This is a genomic window from Pseudonocardia sp. HH130629-09, assembly GCF_001294645.1.
Taxonomy (GTDB): domain Bacteria; phylum Actinomycetota; class Actinomycetes; order Mycobacteriales; family Pseudonocardiaceae; genus Pseudonocardia.
In genome coordinates this window covers 138,777-157,715 of the sequence record NZ_CP011868.1, presented here as the reverse complement: position 1 = coordinate 157,715, position 18,939 = coordinate 138,777, and the positions used below count along the sequence as shown (strand labels likewise).

Below are 18,939 nucleotides of genomic sequence, written 5' to 3'. Positions count from 1 at the left end.
GCGCTCCTAGTACTTCAAGAGGTTCGCGTCGTCCACCGACGACGACTGGCGGGTGCGGAAGATGGCCGTGATGATGGCGAGCCCGACGACGACCTCACAGGCGGCGACGACCATCACGAACAGCGCCATCACCTGGCCGTCGAGGTTGCCGTTGATGCGCGAGAACGTGACCAGGGTCAGGTTCACCGCGTTCAGCATGAGCTCGATGCACATGAACACGACCACGGCGTTGCGCCGCACCAGGACGCCGACGGCGCCGATGGTGAACAGCAGCGCCGAGAGCAGCAGGTAGTACTCGGGCCTCATCGGTGCTCCCCGGTGTCGGCGACCTCACCGGAGGCGGCGGTCCGGTCGGGTGCCGGGCGGCCGGTCAGCGCGTGCGCGTCCGGCGTCGTCGTGTCGGGCACGTCGACCGCGACCGACTCGATGATCTCCGACAGCGACTCCGGGGCGATCGAGCCGTCGGGCAGGATCGCCGGGACCGCGACGGAGTTCGACGTCGCGTAGACGCCGGGGCCGGGCAGCGGGGAGATGCGGGCGTGCTCACCACGCAGCCGCTTCAGCACCGTCGCCCGCTGGCCGATCTTGGTGTGCTGGCTGCTCTGCGAGCCGGACAGCACCATCGCGCCGAGCGCGGCGACCATCAGCAGGGCCGCGGTCAGCTCGAACGCCAGCAGGTAGTCGGTGAAGATCAGCCGGCCGAGGCCGGGGACGTTGCCGTTCCACCCGAGCCCGCCGGCCGCCAGTCCAGCCGGGGTGACGCTGGTCAGGCCGCGGGCGAGCCCACCGACCAGCAGCGCGGCCAGCGCGACGCCGAACACGAGCGCCGCGGCGCGCTGCCCCCGCAGGACCTCGATGACCGAGTCCTTGGAGTCCCGTCCGACCAGCATGAGGACGAACAGGAACAGCATCATCACCGCGCCGGTGTAGACGATGATCTGCACGAACCCGAGGAACGGGGCGGACTGCACCAGGTACAGCACCGCGATGGAGAACATCGTCAGGACCAGCAGCAGCGCGGCGTGCACCGCGTGCCGGGCGAAGACCAGGCCGAGCGCGCCGGCCAGCGCCACCGGTCCGAGGATCCAGAACGCGACCGCCTCGCCGGTGCTCACCTCCCCGGCCGCCTGGGCCAGGACCGCGGTCGTCATCGGGCCTGCTCCTTGGTCTGGTCCTGGGCGGACACCTTCGCCAGCGTGGGCCCGGAGACGTAGTAGTCCTGCTCGTCGTCGCCGAGGCGCATGGGGTGCGGCGGCTGCTCCATGCCCGGCAGCAGCGGCGCCATCAGCTGCTCCTTGGTGTAGATGAGGTCCTGCCGGTTGTCGTCGGCCAGCTCGTAGAAGTTCGTCATCGTGAGCGACCGCGTCGGGCAGGCCTCGATGCACAGCCCGCAGCCGATGCAGCGCAGGTAGTTGATCTGGTAGATCGCGCCGTAGCGCTCACCCGGCGAGTACCGGGCCTCCTCGGTGTTGTCCCCGCCCTCGACGTAGATGGCGTCGGCCGGGCAGGCCCAGGCGCACAGCTCGCAGCCGACGCACTTCTCCAGCCCGTCCGGGTGCCGGTTGAGCTGGTGGCGGCCGTGGTAGCGCGGTGCCGCCGGCGGGAAGTCCTCGGGGTACTCCTCGGTGACGACCTTCTTGAACATCGTCGAGAAGGTGACGCCGAAACCCTTGAAGAAGTCGAACATCTAGCGCGCGTCCTTTCCTGCCGTGACGGCCTTCCGACGCTTCGGGGGTGAGTCGGGGACCACCAGGTTCATCGGCGGGACGGGGTAGTCCGACGCCGGTTCGACCGGTGGCGCCTCGGTCTGCCGGTCGGGCAGCAGGAACGCCACCGCCAGCACGACGGCCAGCACGAAGCCGATCAGCGCCAGCAGCAGCACGTAGTTGTCCGAGCCGGTGTTGACGAAGGCCCGGATGCCGAAGATCGCGACGATCCAGACCAGCATGACCGGGACCAGGACCTTCCAGCCCAGCTTCATGAACTGGTCGTAGCGGAACCGCGGCAGCGTCCCGCGCAGCCAGATGAACACGAACAGGAACAGCAGCACCTTGATGATGAAGGCGACGAACTGCATCCAGCCGTAGGCGTTGAGGAAGCTCAGCGGCCACGGCCACATCCCGCCGCCGAGGAACAGCGTCACCGCCATCGCCGAGACGGTCACCATGTTCACGTACTCGGCGAGGAAGAACAGCGCGAACTTCAGCGACGAGTACTCGGTGTGGAACCCGCCGACCAGCTCCGACTCGGCCTCGGGGAGGTCGAACGGGGCCCGGTTGGTCTCGCCGACCATCGCGATCACGAAGACCACGAAGCTCGGCAGCAGCAGCCAGAAGTACCAGCCCGACGCCTGCGCCCCGACGATCGTCGCGGTGGACAGCGAGCCGGAGTAGAGGACGACGCCGACCACGGCCAGGCCCAGTGCGATCTCGTAGGAGATGACCTGGGCGGCCGAGCGCAGCGCGCCCAGCAGCGAGTACGGCGAGCCCGATGCCCAGCCGCCGAGCACGATGCCGTAGACGCCGATCGAGGAGCAGGCCAGCACCACGAGCACGCCGACCGGGACGTCGACGAGCTGGAGCACCGTGGGCTCGCCGAAGATCGTGACCTCGCCGCCGAACGGGATCACCGAGAAGGCGACGAACGCCGGGATCGTCGAGATGACCGGGGCGATGAAGTAGACCTTCTTGTCGGCCATCGCCGGCATGATGTCTTCCTTGAACGCCAGCTTCAGACCGTCGGCGAGGCTCTGCAGCCAGCCGCCGGGGCCGGTCCGGTTCGGGCCCGGACGGTGCTGCATCCGGCCGACGACCTTGCGCTCCCAGTTGATCATGAACAGGGTCAGCACGACGCCGAGCGCGAACAGCCCGACGACCTTGATCAGGATCAGCCAGATCGGGTCGTCGGCGAGCAGCGCCTGGGTGTGCGTCAGCTGGTCCACCGGGGTGGGCGGCACCTGGATCGGGTTCACGACGCGCTTCCGTTCCCGGCCGGACCGACCGTCACGAGGTCACCGTGGCCCACCCCGAGAGTGGGGCGGACGTGCGAGCCGGGCGAGCAGGCCGGCAGCCAGACGACGCCGTCGGGCAGGTCGGTCAGCGCGACCGGCAGGGTGATCGCCCCGTGGTCGGTGCGTACCGTCGCCTCGGCACCCTCGACCAGCGCGAGCCGCTCCGCGGTGGCCGCGTTGACCTTGACGTAGGGCCGCCGCGCCGTGCCGGCGAGCGCGGGCTCGTCGATCTGGAGGCTGCCGTCGTCGATCATCTGGCGGGAGGTGGCGAGGACCGCCTGGCCGTAGCCGGGACGCCGGGCCTGGCCCGCCGTGTGGTCCGGCGCGGCGACGCCGGGGCGGCGCGAACCGAGCCGCTCCAGCTCCCCCGCCGCGGCGGCCGGGGTCTGGGTGAACAGGTCCGCGTCCATCTCGACGCCGAGGGTGTCGAGCACCCGGCAGTCCGGCAGCACGCCGGTCGCGTCGAGCGCGACGGCGAACTCGCGGCGGCGGCCCTCCCAGTTGACGTAGGCGCCGGAGCGCTGGGCGTCCGGGGCGACCGGGAGGACGACGTCGGCGAGTTCGGTGACCGCCGAGGTGTGGATCTCCAGGCTGACCAGGAAACCGACCTCGCGCAGCGCGGTGATCGCCGCCGTCGGGTCGGTCATGTCCTGCGGGTCGACCCCGCCCACCACCAGGGCCGCGAGCGCCCCGCTCGCCGCGGCAGCGAGGATCGCGTCGCCGTCGCGGCCGGGGGTGGCCGGCACGGGGGCACCCCAGACCTGCTCCAGCTCGGCGCGGGCGGCGGCGTCGGTGACGAGCCGGCCGCCGGGCAGCAGGGTGGGCAGCGCGCCCGCCTCGACCGCACCGCGGTCCCCGGCCCGGCGCGGCAGCCAGCCGATCGCCGCGCCGGTGCGGGTGGCGAGCGCGGACACCGCCGAGTACAGGCCCGGCGACTCCGCGGCCCGGTCCCCGACCAGAATCACCGCACCCGGCTGCTCCAGCGCGGCGACGACGTCGGCGCCCGGGTCGGCGACGACCGCCGCCTCCGCGCCGGGCACCGCGTGCAGCACGGTGGCGCCGGTCTTCTCCGCGCCGTAGCTGGTGAACGGGCCGACCTGGAAGTGACGCAGGCCCTTCTTCCGGTACGCCTTGCGCAGGCGGAGGAAGACGATGCCCGACTCCTCCTCCGGGTCGGTGCCGACGGTGAGCACGGCCGGGGCGTTCTCGATCGCGGTGAACGTGACCGAGTCCTCGGGCGTCCCGCCGACGACGTGCGCGGCGAGGAACTCCAGCTCCTCGTCCGAGTGCGGCCGGGCACGGAAGTCGATGTCGTTGGTGCCGGCGACGACGCGGGCGAACTTGGCGTAGGCGTAGGCGTCCTCGCCGGTCAGCCGCCCCCCGGGCAGGACGCCGATCCCGCCGGCCGAGCGGGCCGCGAGCAGCCCCTCCGCGGCGACGGCCAGCGCCTCGGTCCAGGAGGCCTCGGTCAGGGTGCCGTCCGTGCGCCGGACCAGCGGCCGGGTGATGCGGCCCTGGCTACCGGTGTAGCGGAAGGCGAACCGGCCCTTGTCGCAGAGCCACTCCTCGTTGACCTCCGGGTCGTTGCCGGCGAGGCGGCGCAGCACGGTCCCGCGCCGGGAGTCGGTGCGCATCGAGCAGCCGGAGCTGCAGTGCTCGCAGGTCCCCGCGGTCGAGCGCAGGTCGAACGGGCGCGACCGGAACCGGTAGGCGGCACTGGTCAGCGCGCCGACCGGGCAGATCTGGATGGTGTTGCCCGAGAAGTAGGACTGGAAGGGCTGGTCCTCGGCGATCCCGATCTGCTGCTTCGCCCCGCGCTCGAGCAGGTCGATGAACGGGTCTCCGGCGATCTCCTCGGAGAAGCGCGTGCAGCGCTGGCAGAGCACGCAGCGCTCGCGGTCGAGCAGCACCTGGCTGGAGATCGGCAGCGGCTTCGGGAAGGTCCGCTTCTTCTCCACGAACCGCGAGTCCGCCCGGCCGTGCGCCATCGCCTGGTTCTGCAGCGGGCACTCGCCGCCCTTGTCGCAGATCGGGCAGTCCAGCGGGTGGTTGATGAGCAGCAGCTCCATCACACCCTGCTGCGCCTTGTCGGCCCGCTCGGAGGTGTGCTGCGTCTTCACCACCATCCCGTCGGCGACGGTCATGGTGCAGCTGGCCTGCGGCTTCGGCATCGGCCGGCCGCCCATCTCCACCTCGACCAGACACTGGCGGCAGGCGCCGGCCGGGTCGAGGAGCGGGTGGTCGCAGAACCGCGGGATCACGATGCCGAGGCGCTCGCAGGTGCGGATCAGCAGCTCGCCCTTGGGGGCGTCGACGACCTGGCCGTCGATGGTGAGGCGGACGTGGCCCTCGGGGACGGGTGTCTCCTCGGTGGCGTTCCGCTCCGGTGTGAGGGTCATGCGCTCGCTCCGGTGAGTTCTGTGCCGTTGGTCCGTTCCGCGAGCTCCACGTCCGCCAGCTGCTCAGGGCGGTCCACATCGGGCTGCTCCGCGATGAGGTCCAGGAACTCCTGGCGGAAGTACTTGATGGCGCTGGTGATCGGGCTCGTCGCGCCGTCGCCGAGGGCGCAGAAGGAGCGGCCGAGGATGTTGTCGCAGACGTCGAGCAGGGTGTCGATGTCGGTCGAGGTGCCCTCGCCACGCACCATCCGCTGCAGCACCTGGACCAGCCAGTAGGTGCCCTCGCGGCACGGGGTGCACTTGCCGCAGCTCTCGTGCTTGTAGAACTCGGTCCACTTCATGACCGCCCACGGCACCGAGACGGTCTCGTTGAAGACCTGCACCGCGGTCGTCCCCAGCATGGAGCCGGCCTCGGCGGCGCCCTCGAAGTCCAGCGGGACGTCGAGGTGTTCGGCGGTGAACAGCGGTGTCGACGAGCCGCCCGGGGTCCAGAACTTCAGCGGGACCCCGTCCTTCATCCCGCCGGCGAGCTCCAGGAGCTCCCGCAGCGTGATGCCGAGCGGCGCCTCGTACTGGCCGGGCCGCTCGACGTGCCCGGAGACCGAGTAGATCTTCGGGCCGGGCGACTTCTCCCGGCCCATCGAGCGGAACCAGGCCGCACCGCCGTTGACGATGGCGGGGACGCTGGCGATGGTCTCGACGTTGTTGACGACGGTCGGGCAGGCGTAGAGCCCGGCGGTCGCCGGGAAGGGCGGCTTGAGCCGGGGCTGCCCGCGACGACCCTCGAGCGAGTCGAGCAGCGCCGTCTCCTCGCCGCAGATGTAGGCGCCCGCGCCGGCGTGCACCACGATCTCCAGGTCGAACCCGGAGCCGAGGATGTCGCGGCCGAGGTGGCCCTTCGCCTTCGCCTCGCGGACGGCGGCGCGCAGCCTGCGGATGCAGTGCAGCGCCTCGCCGCGGACGTAGATCGCGCAGAAGTTCGCGCGGATCGCGTAGCTGGTGACGATGCAGCCCTCGATGAGGGCGTGCGGGTCGGCCATCATCGTCGGGATGTCCTTGCAGGTACCCGGCTCGCCCTCGTCGGCATTGATGACCAGGTACTTCGGCTTCGCGCCGGGTCCCTTTCCGCTGCCGTCGTCCTGCGGGATGAACCCCCACTTCATGCCGGTGGGGAACCCGGCACCGCCGCGGCCGCGCAGCCCGGAGTCCTTGACCAGCTGAATGAGCTGGTCGGGGTGGGCGGCGAACGCGGTCCGCAGGGAGGTGTAGCCCTCCAGCTGCTCGTAGGTGTCGATCGACCAGGACCGCGGCGACAGCCAGCGCCTGGTCAGGACGGGCGTGATCGGGTCCGGCCGGCGCACGGGCTCGGTGGTGCTCATGCGATCACTTCTTCTCCGGTAGCGCGGGCATCGCCGGCGGCTCGTCGGGCAGCGCCGGAGCGGTCCAGCCGTTCTCCTGGGCCATCCGGGCCCCGCGCACCGACTCGATCGCGCCGGACGGACCCTCGACACGGGCCGTCGTGTCGACGCCTCCGGCGTCGTCGGTGAACCCGGCCAGCTCCAGCTCGACGGTCCGCAGGTCGGTCAGCGGCGCGCCGCGGGTGGGCTGCGGGCGCTCCCCGCGACGCAGTGCCTCGACGAGCTCCACAGCGGACTCGACGGTCTGGTTGTCGAAGTACTCGTAGTTGACCTGCAGCACCGGGGCGAGGTCGCATGCCGCGAGGCACTCGGCGTGCTCGAGGGTGATCGACCCGGTTGTGCCGGGCTCCCCCGCGGTCTCCTCGTGACCCAGCGGGCGGTCCTCGGTGCCCAGCTGCGTGCGCAGGCGGGCGTAGATGTCGTCGCCGCCCAGCGCCGCGCACAGGGTGTTGGTGCAGACGCTCACCAGGTGCTCACCGCAGGGGGAGCGCTTGTACATCGTGTAGAATGTCGCGACCGCGGACACCTCGGCCGTGGTGAGCCCGAGGGCCTCGGCGCAGTAGCGGACGCCGTCGGGGCTGACGTAGCCCTCGACCGACTGCACCAGGTGCAGCAGCGGTAGCAGCGCCGACCGGGACTCCGGGTAGAGGGAGATGATCTCCGCCGTGCGCTGCCGGGTCAGCTCGTCGAAGACCGGCGAGACCGGGCTCTTCTCCTGCGGGGGGACCGTCATCGGTCGCAACCTCCCATCACGGGGTCGATCGAGGCGACGGCCGCGATGACGTCGGCGACCTGGCCGCCCTCGCTCATCGCGGGCATCGTCTGCAGGTTCACGAAGCTGGGATCCCGGACGTGGATTCGGACCGGGCGGGTGCCGCCGTCGGACACGGCGTGCACCGCGAGCTCGCCGCGCGGGGACTCGACGGCCGCGTAGGCCTGCCCCGGCGGGACGTGGAACCCCTCGGTGACCAGCTTGAAGTGGTGGATCAGCGACTCCATCGACTGACCCATGATCTTGCGGACGTGCTCGAGGGTGTTGCCCATGCCGTCACTGCCGATCGACAGCTGCGCGGGCCAGGCGACCTTCGGGTCGTCGACCATGACGCGGCCCGGTCCCAGCTCGTCGAGCTTCGTCACCGCCTGCTCCATGATCTTGAGCGACTCGTGGATCTCGGCGACGCGCATCCGGTAGCGGGCGAAGCAGTCGGCCTCGGTGGCCGTCGGCACCTCGAAGTCGTACTGGTCGTACACCGAGTACGGCATGTGCTTGCGCAGGTCCCAGGCGAGCCCGGCCGAGCGCAGGATCGGGCCGGACGCGCCGAGGGCCAGGCAGCCGTCGACGGGCAGGTAGCCCACGCCCTCCAGGCGCTGGCGCCAGATCGGCTGGCCGGTGAGCAGCCGGTCGTAGTCGGGCAGCCGGGAGTTCATGACCTTCAGGAAGTCGCGGACCTTGTCCTGCCAGCCCTCGGGCATGTCCTGGGCGAGCCCGCCGGGCCGGATGAACGCGTGGTTCATCCGCAGTCCGGTGAGGAACTCCAGCAGGTGGAGCACCTCCTCGCGCTCCCGGAAGCCGGAGGTCATACCGGTCAGCGCGCCCAGCTCCATGCCGCCGGTGGCCAGCGCGACGAGGTGCGAGCCGATCCGGTTCAGCTCCCAGAGCAGCACCCGCAGGTGCTCGGCCCGCTGCGGGACCTCGATGCCCAGCAGCTTCTCGACGGCCATGCAGTAGGCGCCCTCGTTGAACAGCGGGGACAGGTAGTCCGCGCGGGTCACGAAGGTGACGCCCTGGGTCCAGGTCCGGTACTCGCAGTTCTTCTCGATACCGGTGTGCAGGTAGCCGATGACCGCGCGGCCCTGGGTGACGGTCTCGCCCTCCAGCTCCAGGACCAGGCGCAGCACCCCGTGTGTCGACGGGTGCTGCGGGCCCATGTTGATGACGATCCGGTCGTCGTGCTCGACCTCGAGCAGGTCGTCCCAGTCGCCGCCGGTGACGGTGTAGACCGTGCCCTCGGTGGTCTCCCGGCCGGGCGCGGCGTACGGGTCTGCGGTGGTGTCGGCGGTGGTGGGGTCGGCGTCGGTGCCGATGCTCGTTCCGCGTGCGCTGCTCTCGGTGGTCACGAGTAGGCCCTCCGCTCGTCGGGCGGGGGGATCTCCGCGCCCTTGTACTCCACGGGGATGCCGCCCAGCGGGTAGCTCTTGCGCTGGGGGTGGCCGTCCCAGTCGTCCGGCATGAGGATCCGGGTCAGCGCGGGGTGGCCGTCGAAGACGACGCCGTACATGTCCCAGGTCTCGCGCTCGTGCCAGTCGGCCGTCGGGTAGACGTCGACGACGCTGGACACGGTGGGCGGGTTCGCAGCGTCTCCGATGTCGAGGGCGACCTCCAGACGCACCCGGCGCCGGTAGGTCATCGACAGCAGGTGGTAGACGACGTGCAGCGGCCGGTCGACCAACGCACCGTCCGGCGCCGAGTAGTCCACACCGGACACCCCGGAGCAGAACTCGAAGCGCAGGCCCGGGTCGTCGCGCAGGGTACGGGCGACCTCGTGCAGCCGGGCGGGCTCGACGTAGAGGGTCATCTCGTCGCGGTCGATCGTGACCTGCTCGATCGCCGAACGCGGGATGCTGCGTTCGGCGAGGGCCGCGCCGAGCTCGTCGGCGAACTCGTCGAACCAGCCGCCGAAGGGCCGCTCGGCCGGTGCCGGGGCCCAGCCGGGCAGGCGCAGTCCGCCGTAGCCGGAGGTGTCGCCGGAGCCGCGGACGCCGAACATGCCCGAGCGCGTGCGGGTCTCGGTCATCTTCTGGGCAGGGCGGGCTCCGCCCAGCGCGTCGGACGGGGTGGCCGCGTCCTCGGGGCCGGCCAGGTCGCCGGGGGCCTCGCCGCCCGCCGCCCGCTGTTCCTCGGCCGCGGCGCCGCTCTCCTGCGACGACGAGTGCGCGCCGCCGGTGGGCTCGGTCCCGTCCTTGGAGGTGCCGGTCGGCTCGGTCACGTCGCGTCACCTCCGCGGGCGGCGTCGGCCAGCGACGGCAGCTCCACGGTCTCCCCCGGCGCGAGCGCGTTCGGGGCCGGCTTGGGCTGCGAGCCCGGCTCCAGGTAGTTCGGGACGTCGGGGGTGTGCGTGGTCTTCAGCGCCCCGAGCCGCTTGTGCTTCGGCGCGTACTTGACCGACGACGGCACCATCGGCGTCCGGTAGCCGGACTCGGCGAGCTCGGCGGCCCGCTTCGCGCCGAGCGGCTCGTCCATGATCTTGGCGTGGATCTTGAGGATCGCGTCGATCAGCATCTCCGGCCGCGGCGGACAGCCGGGCAGGTACATGTCGACCGGCACGACGTGGTCCACGCCCTGGACGATCGCGTAGTTGTTGAACATGCCGCCGGAACTGGCGCAGACGCCCATGGCCAGCACCCAGCGCGGCTCGGGCATCTGGTCGTAGATCTGGCGCAGGACCGGCGCCATCTTGTTGCTCACCCGGCCCGCGACGATCATCAGGTCCGCCTGGCGCGGCGAGGCCCGGAAGACCTCCATGCCGAAGCGGGCGAGGTCGTATCGCGGGGCGCCGGTGGTCATCATCTCGATGGCGCAGCAGGCCAGGCCGAACGTGGCGGGCCAGAGCGACGACTTCCGGGTCCAGTTGACCAGCTTCTCGACGTTGGTCAGCAGAACGCCGCTGGGCAGGTACTCCTCGAGTCCCATGACGGCCTCAGCTCCACTCGAGCCCGCCGCGACGCCACTCATAGGCGTACGCGAAGGCGATCGTGGCGATGTAGAGCGTGATGGCCACGAACCCGAAGACGCCCACCGCGTCGGCGACGACGGCGTACGGGTACATGAACACCAGCTCGATGTCGAACAGGATGAACAGCATCGCCGTGAGGTAGTAGGCGACCGGCACCCGACCGCCACCGACGACCGGCTGCGGCGAGGGCTCGATACCGCACTCGTAGGAGTCCAGCTTGGCCCGGTTGAACCGGCGCGGACCGATCAGCGGCGCGGACGCGACCGAGAACAGCGCGAAGCCCGCCGCCAACACGAACAGCAGGACGAGCGGGAGATAGGGATCGAGCATTCCTACACCTTCGTTGTCGCGGCGCCACCGTCGTTGGTGGTGATCGACGAGCCGGTCGCGGCGACCCTATGTCCGGCTCCCTGTGACCAAGAACCCAGGCGAGCCTTACCTGGCACGGGGTGCAGGTCACATGTGATCCGCATCCGTGCAGGTCGACGCGCTGCGGGCCGCGTGACCTCCACTACCCTTGTGAAAAAGTTCACGAACTGCGCGAGCAGTGTAGGACGGTGCCGCGGTGATCGCGTGGGCGGATCGGGCGATGCTCGGGGAGTCCTTGCGGCGCAACGGGGCTCGACGCGGTGTCACCGGGTGGTGACGATCGGTCCGCCCGGCCCGACGAGCCCCGGGGCGCCCCGCCGCGGCCCGGACCCGGCGCCCTACTACCGCGGTATTCGCTTACCCGGTAAGCGAATACCGGTCCCCTCCCCCTGCCGGGTTCCTCATCGCGATTCCTCGTCGGGTGGCCGGGTCGAGCACGACCGTCGCACGAGGTCCAGGGGAGTCCGGGGCCGCGATTCCGTGACGCGACTCGGTCGAGAGTCGGCCTGCGTCGGACCGGCCCCTGGGGCCGAGGGAGTGTCGGGAGAACTCGCTTACCGGGTAAGCGAATCCGTGGGTCCCGTCCTCAGACCCGGCCCCGGGGAGATGCCGGCTCCAGGGGCAGGCCGGCAGCGGGCGAGACGGCGGAGCGGGAACGGGGGCGGGCAGGACCGGCGGGGTCAGGCCGGCTTGTACGCCCGGTGCAGCGCGACGGCTCCGAAGGTCAGGTTCCGCCAGGCGGGGCGCTCCCAGCCTGCGTCGGCGATCTTGGCGGCGAGCGAGGGCTGGTCGGGCCAGTCCCGGATCGACTCGGCCAGGTACAGGTAGGCCTCGGGGTTCGACGAGACCGTCCGGGCGATCGCCGGGAGGGCGTGACCGAGGACCGCGTTCTGGTAGAGCACGCGGAAGGGGGTCCAGGTCGGCGTCGAGAACTCGCAGACGACCAGGCGGCCGCCGGGGCGGGTCACGCGGGCCATCTCGCGCAGGCCGGCGACGGTGTCGTTCACGTTGCGCAGGCCGAAGGAGATGGTGACGGCGTCGAAGCTGCCGTCGGCGAAGGGCAGGTGCAGCGCGTCGGCGGCGGCCTTCGGGACGTCCCGGCGGGCACCGGCCCGCAGCATGCCGAGGGAGAAGTCCGCGGCGACGCACCAGGCGCCGTCATTCGCCAGCTCGACGGTCGAGACCGCGGTGCCCGCGGCGAGGTCGAGGACCTTCTCTCCCGGGCGGAGCCCGAGGGCACGGCGGGTCTGGATCCGCCAGTAGCGGTCCTGGCCGCCCGACAGTGCGGTGTTGGTCAGGTCGTAGCGCCGGGCGACGCCGTCGAACATGCGGGCGACGTCGGTCGGGTTCTTGTCGAGCTCGGCGCGGGACACGGACACAGCTTAGGCGACCCGGCCGACCCTCACCGCTGACCGAACTGCTCGCGCAGCACCTCGCGCAGGCCCCTCAGGTACTCCGCGCGCACGCGGGCGGCGACGCCGGCCCACTCGGCCGACGGCGTGGCCACCCCGGTGCCGTCGCCGGTGAGGGCGCCCATGCCGTGCAGGGCGATCCAGCGGTGGTCGTAGTCGTGGGGCGCCGCCCGGTCCCAGGCGACGGCGCGGATCGCGGCGCGGCGGACCCGGGCCGGGTCGGCGAAGGCCCACCGGTTCACCGGCTCGCCGAACCGGTCGCGCAACACCGCCAGCGCCTGGGCCGCGGTGGTGTCGGTGCAGCGGCAGGCGTCGTAGCGGGCGCGCAGCTGGCCCGCGTAGAACCAGCGGGCGGCCTCGCCCATCTCGCCGTCGGCGACGACGGTTCTCCGACAGGGCGAACAGCACCGGCGGCATCTGCCGGTGCGGGGCGTCGAGGACCTCGGCGCGGGCGGCGGACCGGACCGTGGGCGCGGGGTCGAGGAGGTGGGACATCAGGCGGACGGCGGCGGAGGTGTCGACCGTGGCGAGCTCGCCACGGGGCGCGACGACGACGGTGCGGCTCATGGACCCACCGTCGCCGAACTGCCGTGTCCCCGGATCCGCACGACTACGGAGCCGGCCCGGTCGGGCCACGACGATCGGGCCGACGATCGGGCTGCGATGCGATCAGGCCCCGACGATCAGGCCGCGACGCGCTCCGGCGCCGCGGCGCGGAGCACCTCGCCGTAGTGGGCGAGCAGCTCGTCGCCGACCGCGGTCCAGGTGCGGCGCAGCACCGACTGGCGGGCGGCCAGGCCGAACTCCCGGTTGCGCTGCGGCTCGCACAGCGCCGCGACCGCGGCGACCAGCTCGCGGTCGGCGGCGTCGGTGGCCGGGTCGCCGGGCGCTCCGCCGTCCGGACGGGGTGCCACGAGGTAGCCGGTGCGGTCGGGCAGCACGAGGTCGCGCGGGCCGCCCGCGTCGGGCGCCACGACCGGGACGCCCGACGCGAGCGCCTCCTGCACGGCCTGGCAGAACGTCTCGGCCTGTCCGGTGTGGACGAACACGTCGAGGCTCGCGTAGATCTGCGCGAGCTCGTCGCCGCCGCGGTGCCCGAGGAACGCCGCCGACGGCAGCCGCTCGCGCAGCCCGTCGGCGCTGGGGCCGTCACCGACGACGACCAGCCGCGTCCCGGGCAGCTCACCCAGCACGGCGAGCCGCTCGACCTGCTTCTCCGGGGCGAGGCGGCCGACGAACCCGATGAGCCGCTCGCCGTTCGGGGCCAGCCGGCCGCGCAGTGCGTCGCTGCGCCGCGACGGGGTGAACCGGCGGGTGTCGACGCCGCGCGCCCACTGGTGCACCCGCGGGACGCCGCGCTCGCGCAGCGCCCCGGTCGCCCAGCTCGACGGCGCGAGGGTCCGGTCGGCCATGCCGTGCAGCCGGCAGGTCCAGCGCCACGCGGCCCGCGCGGTCAGCCCGAGCCCGTAGGCGGAGGCGAACCCGGCGACGTCGGTCTGGTAGACCGCGACCGTCGGCACGCCGAGGCGCCGCGCCGCCGCCAGCCCCCGTGCCCCGACGACGAACGGCGCCGCCAGGTGCACCACGTCGGGCCGGAACCGGCGCAGCGCGGTCAGGATCCGCCTGCTGGGCACCCCGACCGGCATCGAGTTCACCACCGGCAGCTCGACGGCCGGGATCCGCACGACCGGGATCCCCTCGTGGGAGTCCGGCTCGCCGGTACCCGGCGCGATCACCACGACGTCGTGACCCCCTGCCCGCAGGTGCTCGCACACCCGCAGCACCGAGTTGGTGACGCCGTTGACCACCGGCAGGAAGCATTCCGAGACGATTGCGACGCGCACGGCCGGAACGGTGACGGGGTCGGGACAGCGGGTCGGGTCCCTGGCGTGATCAACCACCCAACCCTGGGCGAACATCGGGTGGGCGGGTCACGAGTTGGCACGTCCGGCACAAGGTGGACACCCGCGCGTCGTCGCCGGGACATCACCCGCCCGGACACTCGGGTCGTATGACCGCCGTGCCCCACACCCCGCCACACACGGTGCCACCCCCGGTGCCGTCCCCCCGGCCGGTGGACCCGGCGCTGCTCTCCCGTGCCCTCGAGACCGCGGGCAGGCTGGCCAACGACGCCGCCGAGGTGATCACCGCGACGCTCGGTCGCGAGCACACCGGGTCCCTCGACGCCTCCGCCAAGGCCAACCCCTTCGACTGGGTCACCGACACCGACCGCACCCTGGAGCGGCACACCCGCCGGGTGCTGGCCGCGGAGTTTCCCGGCTGCCCGGTCGTCGGCGAGGAGTTCGGCGCCGACGTCGGTGCCGACACCGCGCCGCTGCGCTGGGTCGTCGACCCGGTCGACGGGACCGCGAACTACGTCGCGGGCCTGCCCTGGTGCGCCTACAGCCTGGCCCTGGTCGACGGCGACGGCCCGGCCGTGGGCGTCGTCGCCGACCCTGGGCGCGGGCAGATCTACGCCGCCGCCCGCGGGCGCGGTTTCCGGGCCAACGGCGTGCCGGTGCCGGAGCGGCGCACCGCCCGGGTCGCCGGGTCGCTCATCTGCGCCGAGGATCCCGAGCCCGGGTTCGTCGAGCGCGCCCGCGCCGCGCACGTCGGCGTGCGGGTGCTCGGCTCCGCCGCGCTGGCGATCACCCAGGTCGCGCTCGGCAACGCCGTCGCCGCGGTGCTGACCCGCTACCACGAGTGGGACATCGCCGGGGCGCTCTGCCTGGCCACCGAGGCCGGCGCGCTGGTGCTGGGCCGCGACGGCCGGTCGACACCGCTGCCCGAGGACGGGCTGCTCGTCGTCGCGCCGCAGGTGGCCGCCGAGGTCGGGGCGCTCTGGCGGGGCTGAAGCACGACATCGCTGCCCAACGCCCGACACGGCCGGGCGGCGCGGGCCGGGTCGGCGGCCTCAGACGGTGCCGGTGCGGGCCCGGCGGCGGCGCAGCCACACGTACAGCGGCCCGAGGAGGACCCAGCCGCCCGCGATCAGCCCGGCGATCGGGAGGATCCCGTCGACGGCGGTGCGACCCGCGACACGCACGTGCGTCGGGTCGGCGGTGTCGTACTCCACGTAGATGTTCTCGCCCGGGGTGAGCCCGACCGGGTAGGAGATGCCCGCGGCCGGGGTCTGCAGCCGGCCCTCGTCGTCGACGAAGCTGACCAGGGTGCGCCAGTAGTCCGAGCCCGGCAGGACGGTCGCGGCGGTGGTGCCGCGGTTGCCGTCGATCGCCGCGTCCTCCAGGAACGCACCGCCCAGCGCCGCCAGCGCGACCAGCGTCCACACCAGCGCGACGACCAGGACGATCTCGGGCAGGTGGTACCGCGTCCGGCGGAGCAGCCGGGCCGCGACGGCCGAGGTCTCGGTCAGCACATCGCCGGTGGGACGGCCGCTCGGACTGGTCACGGGACCCGATTCTAGGATCGCGCCGACACCCGGGGGTGTCCGGTGCCTCGCCCCCTCACGCCAGCCTCCCCGGCGGAGGTTGCCTACTCTCGAAGGGTGACCGTCGCACCGGCCAGCACCGCGTTGCGCGTCCGGACACGCCCCCTGCGACTCGACGGGCGGCTGCTGGACGTGCTGCCCGCCGACGCCGGGGCGCTGTCCTGGGTGCGCGACGGCGAGGGCGTGGTCGGCTGGGGCGAGGTCGCCCGGTTCACCGCGTCGGGGCCCGAACGCTTCACCGAGGCCGACCGCTGGTGGCGCCGTGTGGTCGACCGGCTCGACACCGGCGCCGGCTACGACGACGTCCGCCTCCCCGGCACCGGCGCCCTCGCGTTCGCCTCGTTCACCTTCGCCGACGGCTGCCCGGGCTCGGTGCTCGTCGTCCCGCGGGTGATCGTGGGACGGCGCGGGCACCGAGCCTGGATCACCGAGATCACCACCGCCGACGCCCCGGAGACTCCCGGCAGGCTGCCGGTCCCGTCGCCGGTGCGTCCCAGCGGACGGCTGCGCTACGCCGACGGCCAGGTCTCCGCGCACCGGTACCGGGCCGCCGTCGCCTCGGCGGTCGGGCGGATGCGCGACGGGGAGCTGGAGAAGGTGGTGCTCGCGCACGACCTGCTCGCCGTCGCCGACCGCCCGCTGGATCCACGGTTCCTGCTCCGCGGGCTGGCCCGGCGCTACCCCACGTGCTGGAGCTACGCCGTCGACGGCCTGGTCGGTGCCACCCCCGAGCTGCTGCTGCGGCTGCGCGGGCGCACCGTGGAGTCGCGGGTGCTGGCCGGCACGATGTGGCCCGGGTCCGGACCGGACGCCGACACCGCGGGCGCGCTGATCGGCTCGTCGAAGGACCGCCGCGAGCACACCTACGCCGTGGACTCCCTCGCCGAGTCGCTGCGCCCGCTGGTGGCCGAGCTGCACGTGCCGGACGCGCCGACGGTGCTCACCCTCCCGAACGTCTCGCACCTGTCCAGCGACGTGCACGCCCGCCTCGACCCGTCCCGGCCCGCGTCGCTGCTGACGCTGGTCGGCGCCGTGCACCCGACCGCCGCCGTCGGCGGCACCCCGACCCCGGACGCGACGGGGCTGATCTCCGAGATCGAGGGTCTCGACCGCGGCCGCTACGCGGGCCCGGTCGGCTGGGTCGACGCCGAGGGCGCCGGCGAGATGGGCATCGCGCTGCGCTGCGCGGAACTCCAGGGACGCACGGCACGGCTGTTCGCCGGGTGCGGGATCGTCGCCGACTCCGATCCCGACGGCGAGGTGCGCGAGGCCGCCGCCAAGATGCGCGCGGTCCGCGAGTCCCTGGAGGGCTGAGCCCAGACCGGCCGCGACGCGGGCCCGGAGGGCTCAGTCGAGCGCCGCGGCGAGCGTCCGGCGGAGCCCGGCGTGCGCGTCGCGCAGCCCGTCGCGGCGCGCCGCGACCCGGACCAGCCGCCGTCCCGAACCGGGCCGGGCCGCGAGCTCCCACGCGTCGCCGCCCCAGTCGGTCGCCGCCCAGCCCGCCGCCCGGGCCAGCGCGACGACGTCCGCCCCGGTCGGCGTGCCGAAGACCCGCTCGAAGGCGTGGGCGTGCGCCGGGCCGCCCTGTTCGAGCAGGTGGAAGATGCCGCCGCCGTCGTCGTCGAGGACGGTGACGGTCAGGTCCGGGGACGGCTCCCCCGGTCCGACGACCAGCCCGGTGGTGTCGTGCAGCAGCGTGAGGTCGCCGAGCAGCAGCGCCGTCGGGCCCGGGTGCGCGAGCGCGGCGCCGAGGGCCGTCGACACCGTCCCGTCGATGCCCGCGACGCCGCGGTTGGACCGCACGGTGAGCCCGGGGCGGGGCACGGCGGCCAACGCGACGTCGCGCACCGGGTTCGACGAGCCGAGGACGAGCTGCCCGCCGTCGGGCTGGGCGGCGACCAGGTCGCGGGCCAGCCGCAGGCCGGGCGCACCCGCGGCGGTACCGTCGTCGAGCGCGGCGTCGAGGGACGTGGCCGCGACCCGGTCCGCGTCGCGCCAGGACCGCACCCAGTCCTCGGACGGGGACAGCGCGGGCAGCGCGCCGACGGCCCGGACCGTGCCGGCGACGTCGGTCCACGGAGCGCCGTCCGGGCCGGGGTCGGCGAACACCGCCACCGACGGGTCGGCCAGCAGCGCGGCGACCCCCCGGTGCAGGGTGGGCCTGCCGAGCACGACGACCTGGGCGGGGCGCAGCCCGGGGCGGCCGAGCAGCCACGGGCCGGTGCGCAGCGTGTGCGGCCACCAGCGCGAGGACGGCTCCGCGACCAGCGGGGCCCCGCCGAGCAGCGCGGGGTCCGGCGCGGGCCCGCCCGCCCCGGCGACGACGAGCGTGCGCGCCCCCGGGTCCAGCTCCAGCGGCGGCAGCGTGCGGACCGGGCGGGACACCGCGGTCCAGGGCGCGCCACCGGGTCGCCCGGCGGGCAGGTCCGTGCCCGCCGGACCGGCGTCGTGCTGCCCGGTGCCCGGCCCGGCCGGGTCGTCGTCGGGCACGAGCGGGTCGGTGTAGGGCAGGTCCAGGTGCACCGGGCCGGGGGCACCCGCGCCGGCACCGGTGGCCGCGGCGAGCATCCGCGCGACGACCGCCCGCCAGCGCCGCGCCTCCGGCTCGGTGCTGCCCAACGGCACCGGCAGCGCGCCGGCCCAGCGCACCGCGCCGCCGTACAGGCCGGACTGGTCCACGGTCTGGCTGGCGCCGGTGCCGACCAGCTCCGGCGGCCGGTCCGCGGTCAGGACCAGCAGGGGGACCCCCGAGTGCGACGCCTCCAGCACCGCGGGGTGCAGGTTCGCCGCCGCCGTCCCGGACGTGACGACGACCGGGACCGGGCGGCCCGACGCCAGCGACAGGCCCAGCGCGAGGAAGCCCGCGGCGCGCTCGTCGATGCGCACGTGCAGCCGGACCGTGCCGCACGCGTCGGCCCGGGCCAGCGCGAACGCGGGTGGTGCGTTGCGGGATCCGGGGCACAGGACCGCGTCGGTGACACCGGCTCGCGCCAGCTCGTCGACGAGGACGCGCGCCTGCGCGGTCGAGCCGTTCACCCCATCACCCCTCGCGACGACGGTACCGGCGCGGTGACCGCGGTCCGCACCAGGCCGGTACCGATCCGGCCGGAACCGGTGAAACCATCCCACGAGGGCCCTACCGTGACGCA

At 73.5% G+C, this 18,939-nt stretch carries 18 protein-coding genes; 2 read left to right on the top strand and 16 right to left on the bottom strand.

Features of this window, described 5'->3' with window-relative positions; translation table 11 throughout:
* Positions 1–6: 6 nt before the first annotated feature.
* The 14 genes from nuoK to XF36_RS00625 form a co-directional block, all read right to left on the bottom strand.
* Positions 7–306 (bottom strand): NADH-quinone oxidoreductase subunit NuoK, encoded by a 300-nt coding sequence (gene nuoK / locus XF36_RS00695; protein WP_060710483.1) that lies wholly within the window; start codon positions 304–306, stop codon positions 7–9.
* Positions 303–1,151 carry an NADH-quinone oxidoreductase subunit J gene (locus XF36_RS00690; protein WP_060710482.1) on the bottom strand — a complete coding sequence of 283 codons (849 nt, stop codon included), beginning with the start codon at positions 1,149–1,151 and terminating at the stop codon, positions 303–305. Before XF36_RS00690 ends, nuoK begins: the two co-directional genes overlap by 4 nt.
* Positions 1,148–1,687, bottom strand: coding sequence for an NADH-quinone oxidoreductase subunit NuoI (nuoI, locus tag XF36_RS00685; protein ID WP_060710481.1), 540 nt, complete (start codon positions 1,685–1,687; stop codon positions 1,148–1,150). The genes XF36_RS00690 and nuoI overlap by 4 nt, the downstream gene beginning before the upstream one ends.
* On the bottom strand, positions 1,688–2,932 hold the full coding sequence (gene nuoH / locus XF36_RS00680; protein ID WP_060714312.1) for an NADH-quinone oxidoreductase subunit NuoH: 1,245 nt from the start codon (positions 2,930–2,932) through the stop codon (positions 1,688–1,690).
* 35 nt (positions 2,933–2,967) lie between these two features.
* Positions 2,968–5,409, bottom strand: a complete 2,442-nt coding sequence (locus XF36_RS00675) for an NADH-quinone oxidoreductase subunit G (protein ID WP_060710480.1) — start codon at positions 5,407–5,409, stop codon at positions 2,968–2,970.
* Positions 5,406–6,788: an NADH-quinone oxidoreductase subunit NuoF gene (gene nuoF, locus XF36_RS00670; protein ID WP_060710479.1), complete on the bottom strand. Its 1,383-nt coding sequence runs from the start codon at positions 6,786–6,788 to the stop codon at positions 5,406–5,408. Before nuoF ends, XF36_RS00675 begins: the two co-directional genes overlap by 4 nt.
* 4 nt (positions 6,789–6,792) lie before the next feature.
* Positions 6,793–7,560 (bottom strand): NADH-quinone oxidoreductase subunit NuoE, encoded by a 768-nt coding sequence (nuoE, locus tag XF36_RS00665; protein WP_020628046.1) that lies wholly within the window; start codon positions 7,558–7,560, stop codon positions 6,793–6,795.
* Positions 7,557–8,945, bottom strand: a complete 1,389-nt coding sequence (locus XF36_RS00660; protein WP_060710478.1) for an NADH-quinone oxidoreductase subunit D — start codon at positions 8,943–8,945, stop codon at positions 7,557–7,559. The genes nuoE and XF36_RS00660 overlap by 4 nt, the downstream gene beginning before the upstream one ends.
* Positions 8,942–9,688, bottom strand: a complete 747-nt coding sequence (locus tag XF36_RS00655) for an NADH-quinone oxidoreductase subunit C (protein WP_238589265.1) — start codon at positions 9,686–9,688, stop codon at positions 8,942–8,944. The genes XF36_RS00660 and XF36_RS00655 overlap by 4 nt, the downstream gene beginning before the upstream one ends.
* Positions 9,689–9,810: 122 nt before the next feature.
* Positions 9,811–10,518 (bottom strand): NuoB/complex I 20 kDa subunit family protein, encoded by a 708-nt coding sequence (locus XF36_RS00650; protein WP_060710476.1) that lies wholly within the window; start codon positions 10,516–10,518, stop codon positions 9,811–9,813.
* 7 nt (positions 10,519–10,525) lie between these two features.
* Positions 10,526–10,891: an NADH-quinone oxidoreductase subunit A gene (locus XF36_RS00645; RefSeq protein WP_020622119.1), complete on the bottom strand. Its 366-nt coding sequence runs from the start codon at positions 10,889–10,891 to the stop codon at positions 10,526–10,528.
* 719 nt (positions 10,892–11,610) lie between these two features.
* Complete coding sequence (locus tag XF36_RS00640) at positions 11,611–12,303, bottom strand: demethylmenaquinone methyltransferase (protein WP_060714311.1); 693 nt, start codon at positions 12,301–12,303, stop codon at positions 11,611–11,613.
* A 29-nt stretch (positions 12,304–12,332) separates the two neighbouring features.
* A complete protein-coding gene (locus XF36_RS00635) occupies positions 12,333–12,707 on the bottom strand; it encodes a hypothetical protein (protein WP_060710475.1) in 375 nt (124 codons plus the stop codon).
* A gap of 318 nt (positions 12,708–13,025) precedes the next feature.
* Complete coding sequence (locus tag XF36_RS00625; RefSeq protein WP_060710473.1) at positions 13,026–14,186, bottom strand: glycosyltransferase family 4 protein; 1,161 nt, start codon at positions 14,184–14,186, stop codon at positions 13,026–13,028.
* A 167-nt stretch (positions 14,187–14,353) separates the two neighbouring features.
* On the opposite strand from XF36_RS00625, the gene XF36_RS00620 reads away from it, so the two are divergent.
* Positions 14,354–15,196 carry an inositol monophosphatase family protein gene (locus XF36_RS00620; protein ID WP_060710472.1) on the top strand — a complete coding sequence of 281 codons (843 nt, stop codon included), beginning with the start codon at positions 14,354–14,356 and terminating at the stop codon, positions 15,194–15,196.
* A 60-nt stretch (positions 15,197–15,256) separates the two neighbouring features.
* Here XF36_RS00620 and XF36_RS00615 read toward each other — a convergent pair whose 3' ends face one another.
* On the bottom strand, positions 15,257–15,751 hold the full coding sequence (locus tag XF36_RS00615; RefSeq protein ID WP_145981217.1) for a DUF3592 domain-containing protein: 495 nt from the start codon (positions 15,749–15,751) through the stop codon (positions 15,257–15,259).
* Positions 15,752–15,847: 96 nt separating this feature from the next.
* Here XF36_RS00615 and XF36_RS00610 point away from each other — a divergent pair, with 96 nt between their 5' ends.
* Positions 15,848–17,104: an isochorismate synthase gene (locus XF36_RS00610; protein ID WP_060710471.1), complete on the top strand. Its 1,257-nt coding sequence runs from the start codon at positions 15,848–15,850 to the stop codon at positions 17,102–17,104.
* 33 nt (positions 17,105–17,137) lie between these two features.
* On the opposite strand, the gene menD is transcribed toward XF36_RS00610, so the two are convergent.
* Complete coding sequence (menD, locus tag XF36_RS00605; protein ID WP_060710470.1) at positions 17,138–18,826, bottom strand: 2-succinyl-5-enolpyruvyl-6-hydroxy-3-cyclohexene-1-carboxylic-acid synthase; 1,689 nt, start codon at positions 18,824–18,826, stop codon at positions 17,138–17,140.
* Positions 18,827–18,939 lie beyond the last annotated feature (113 nt).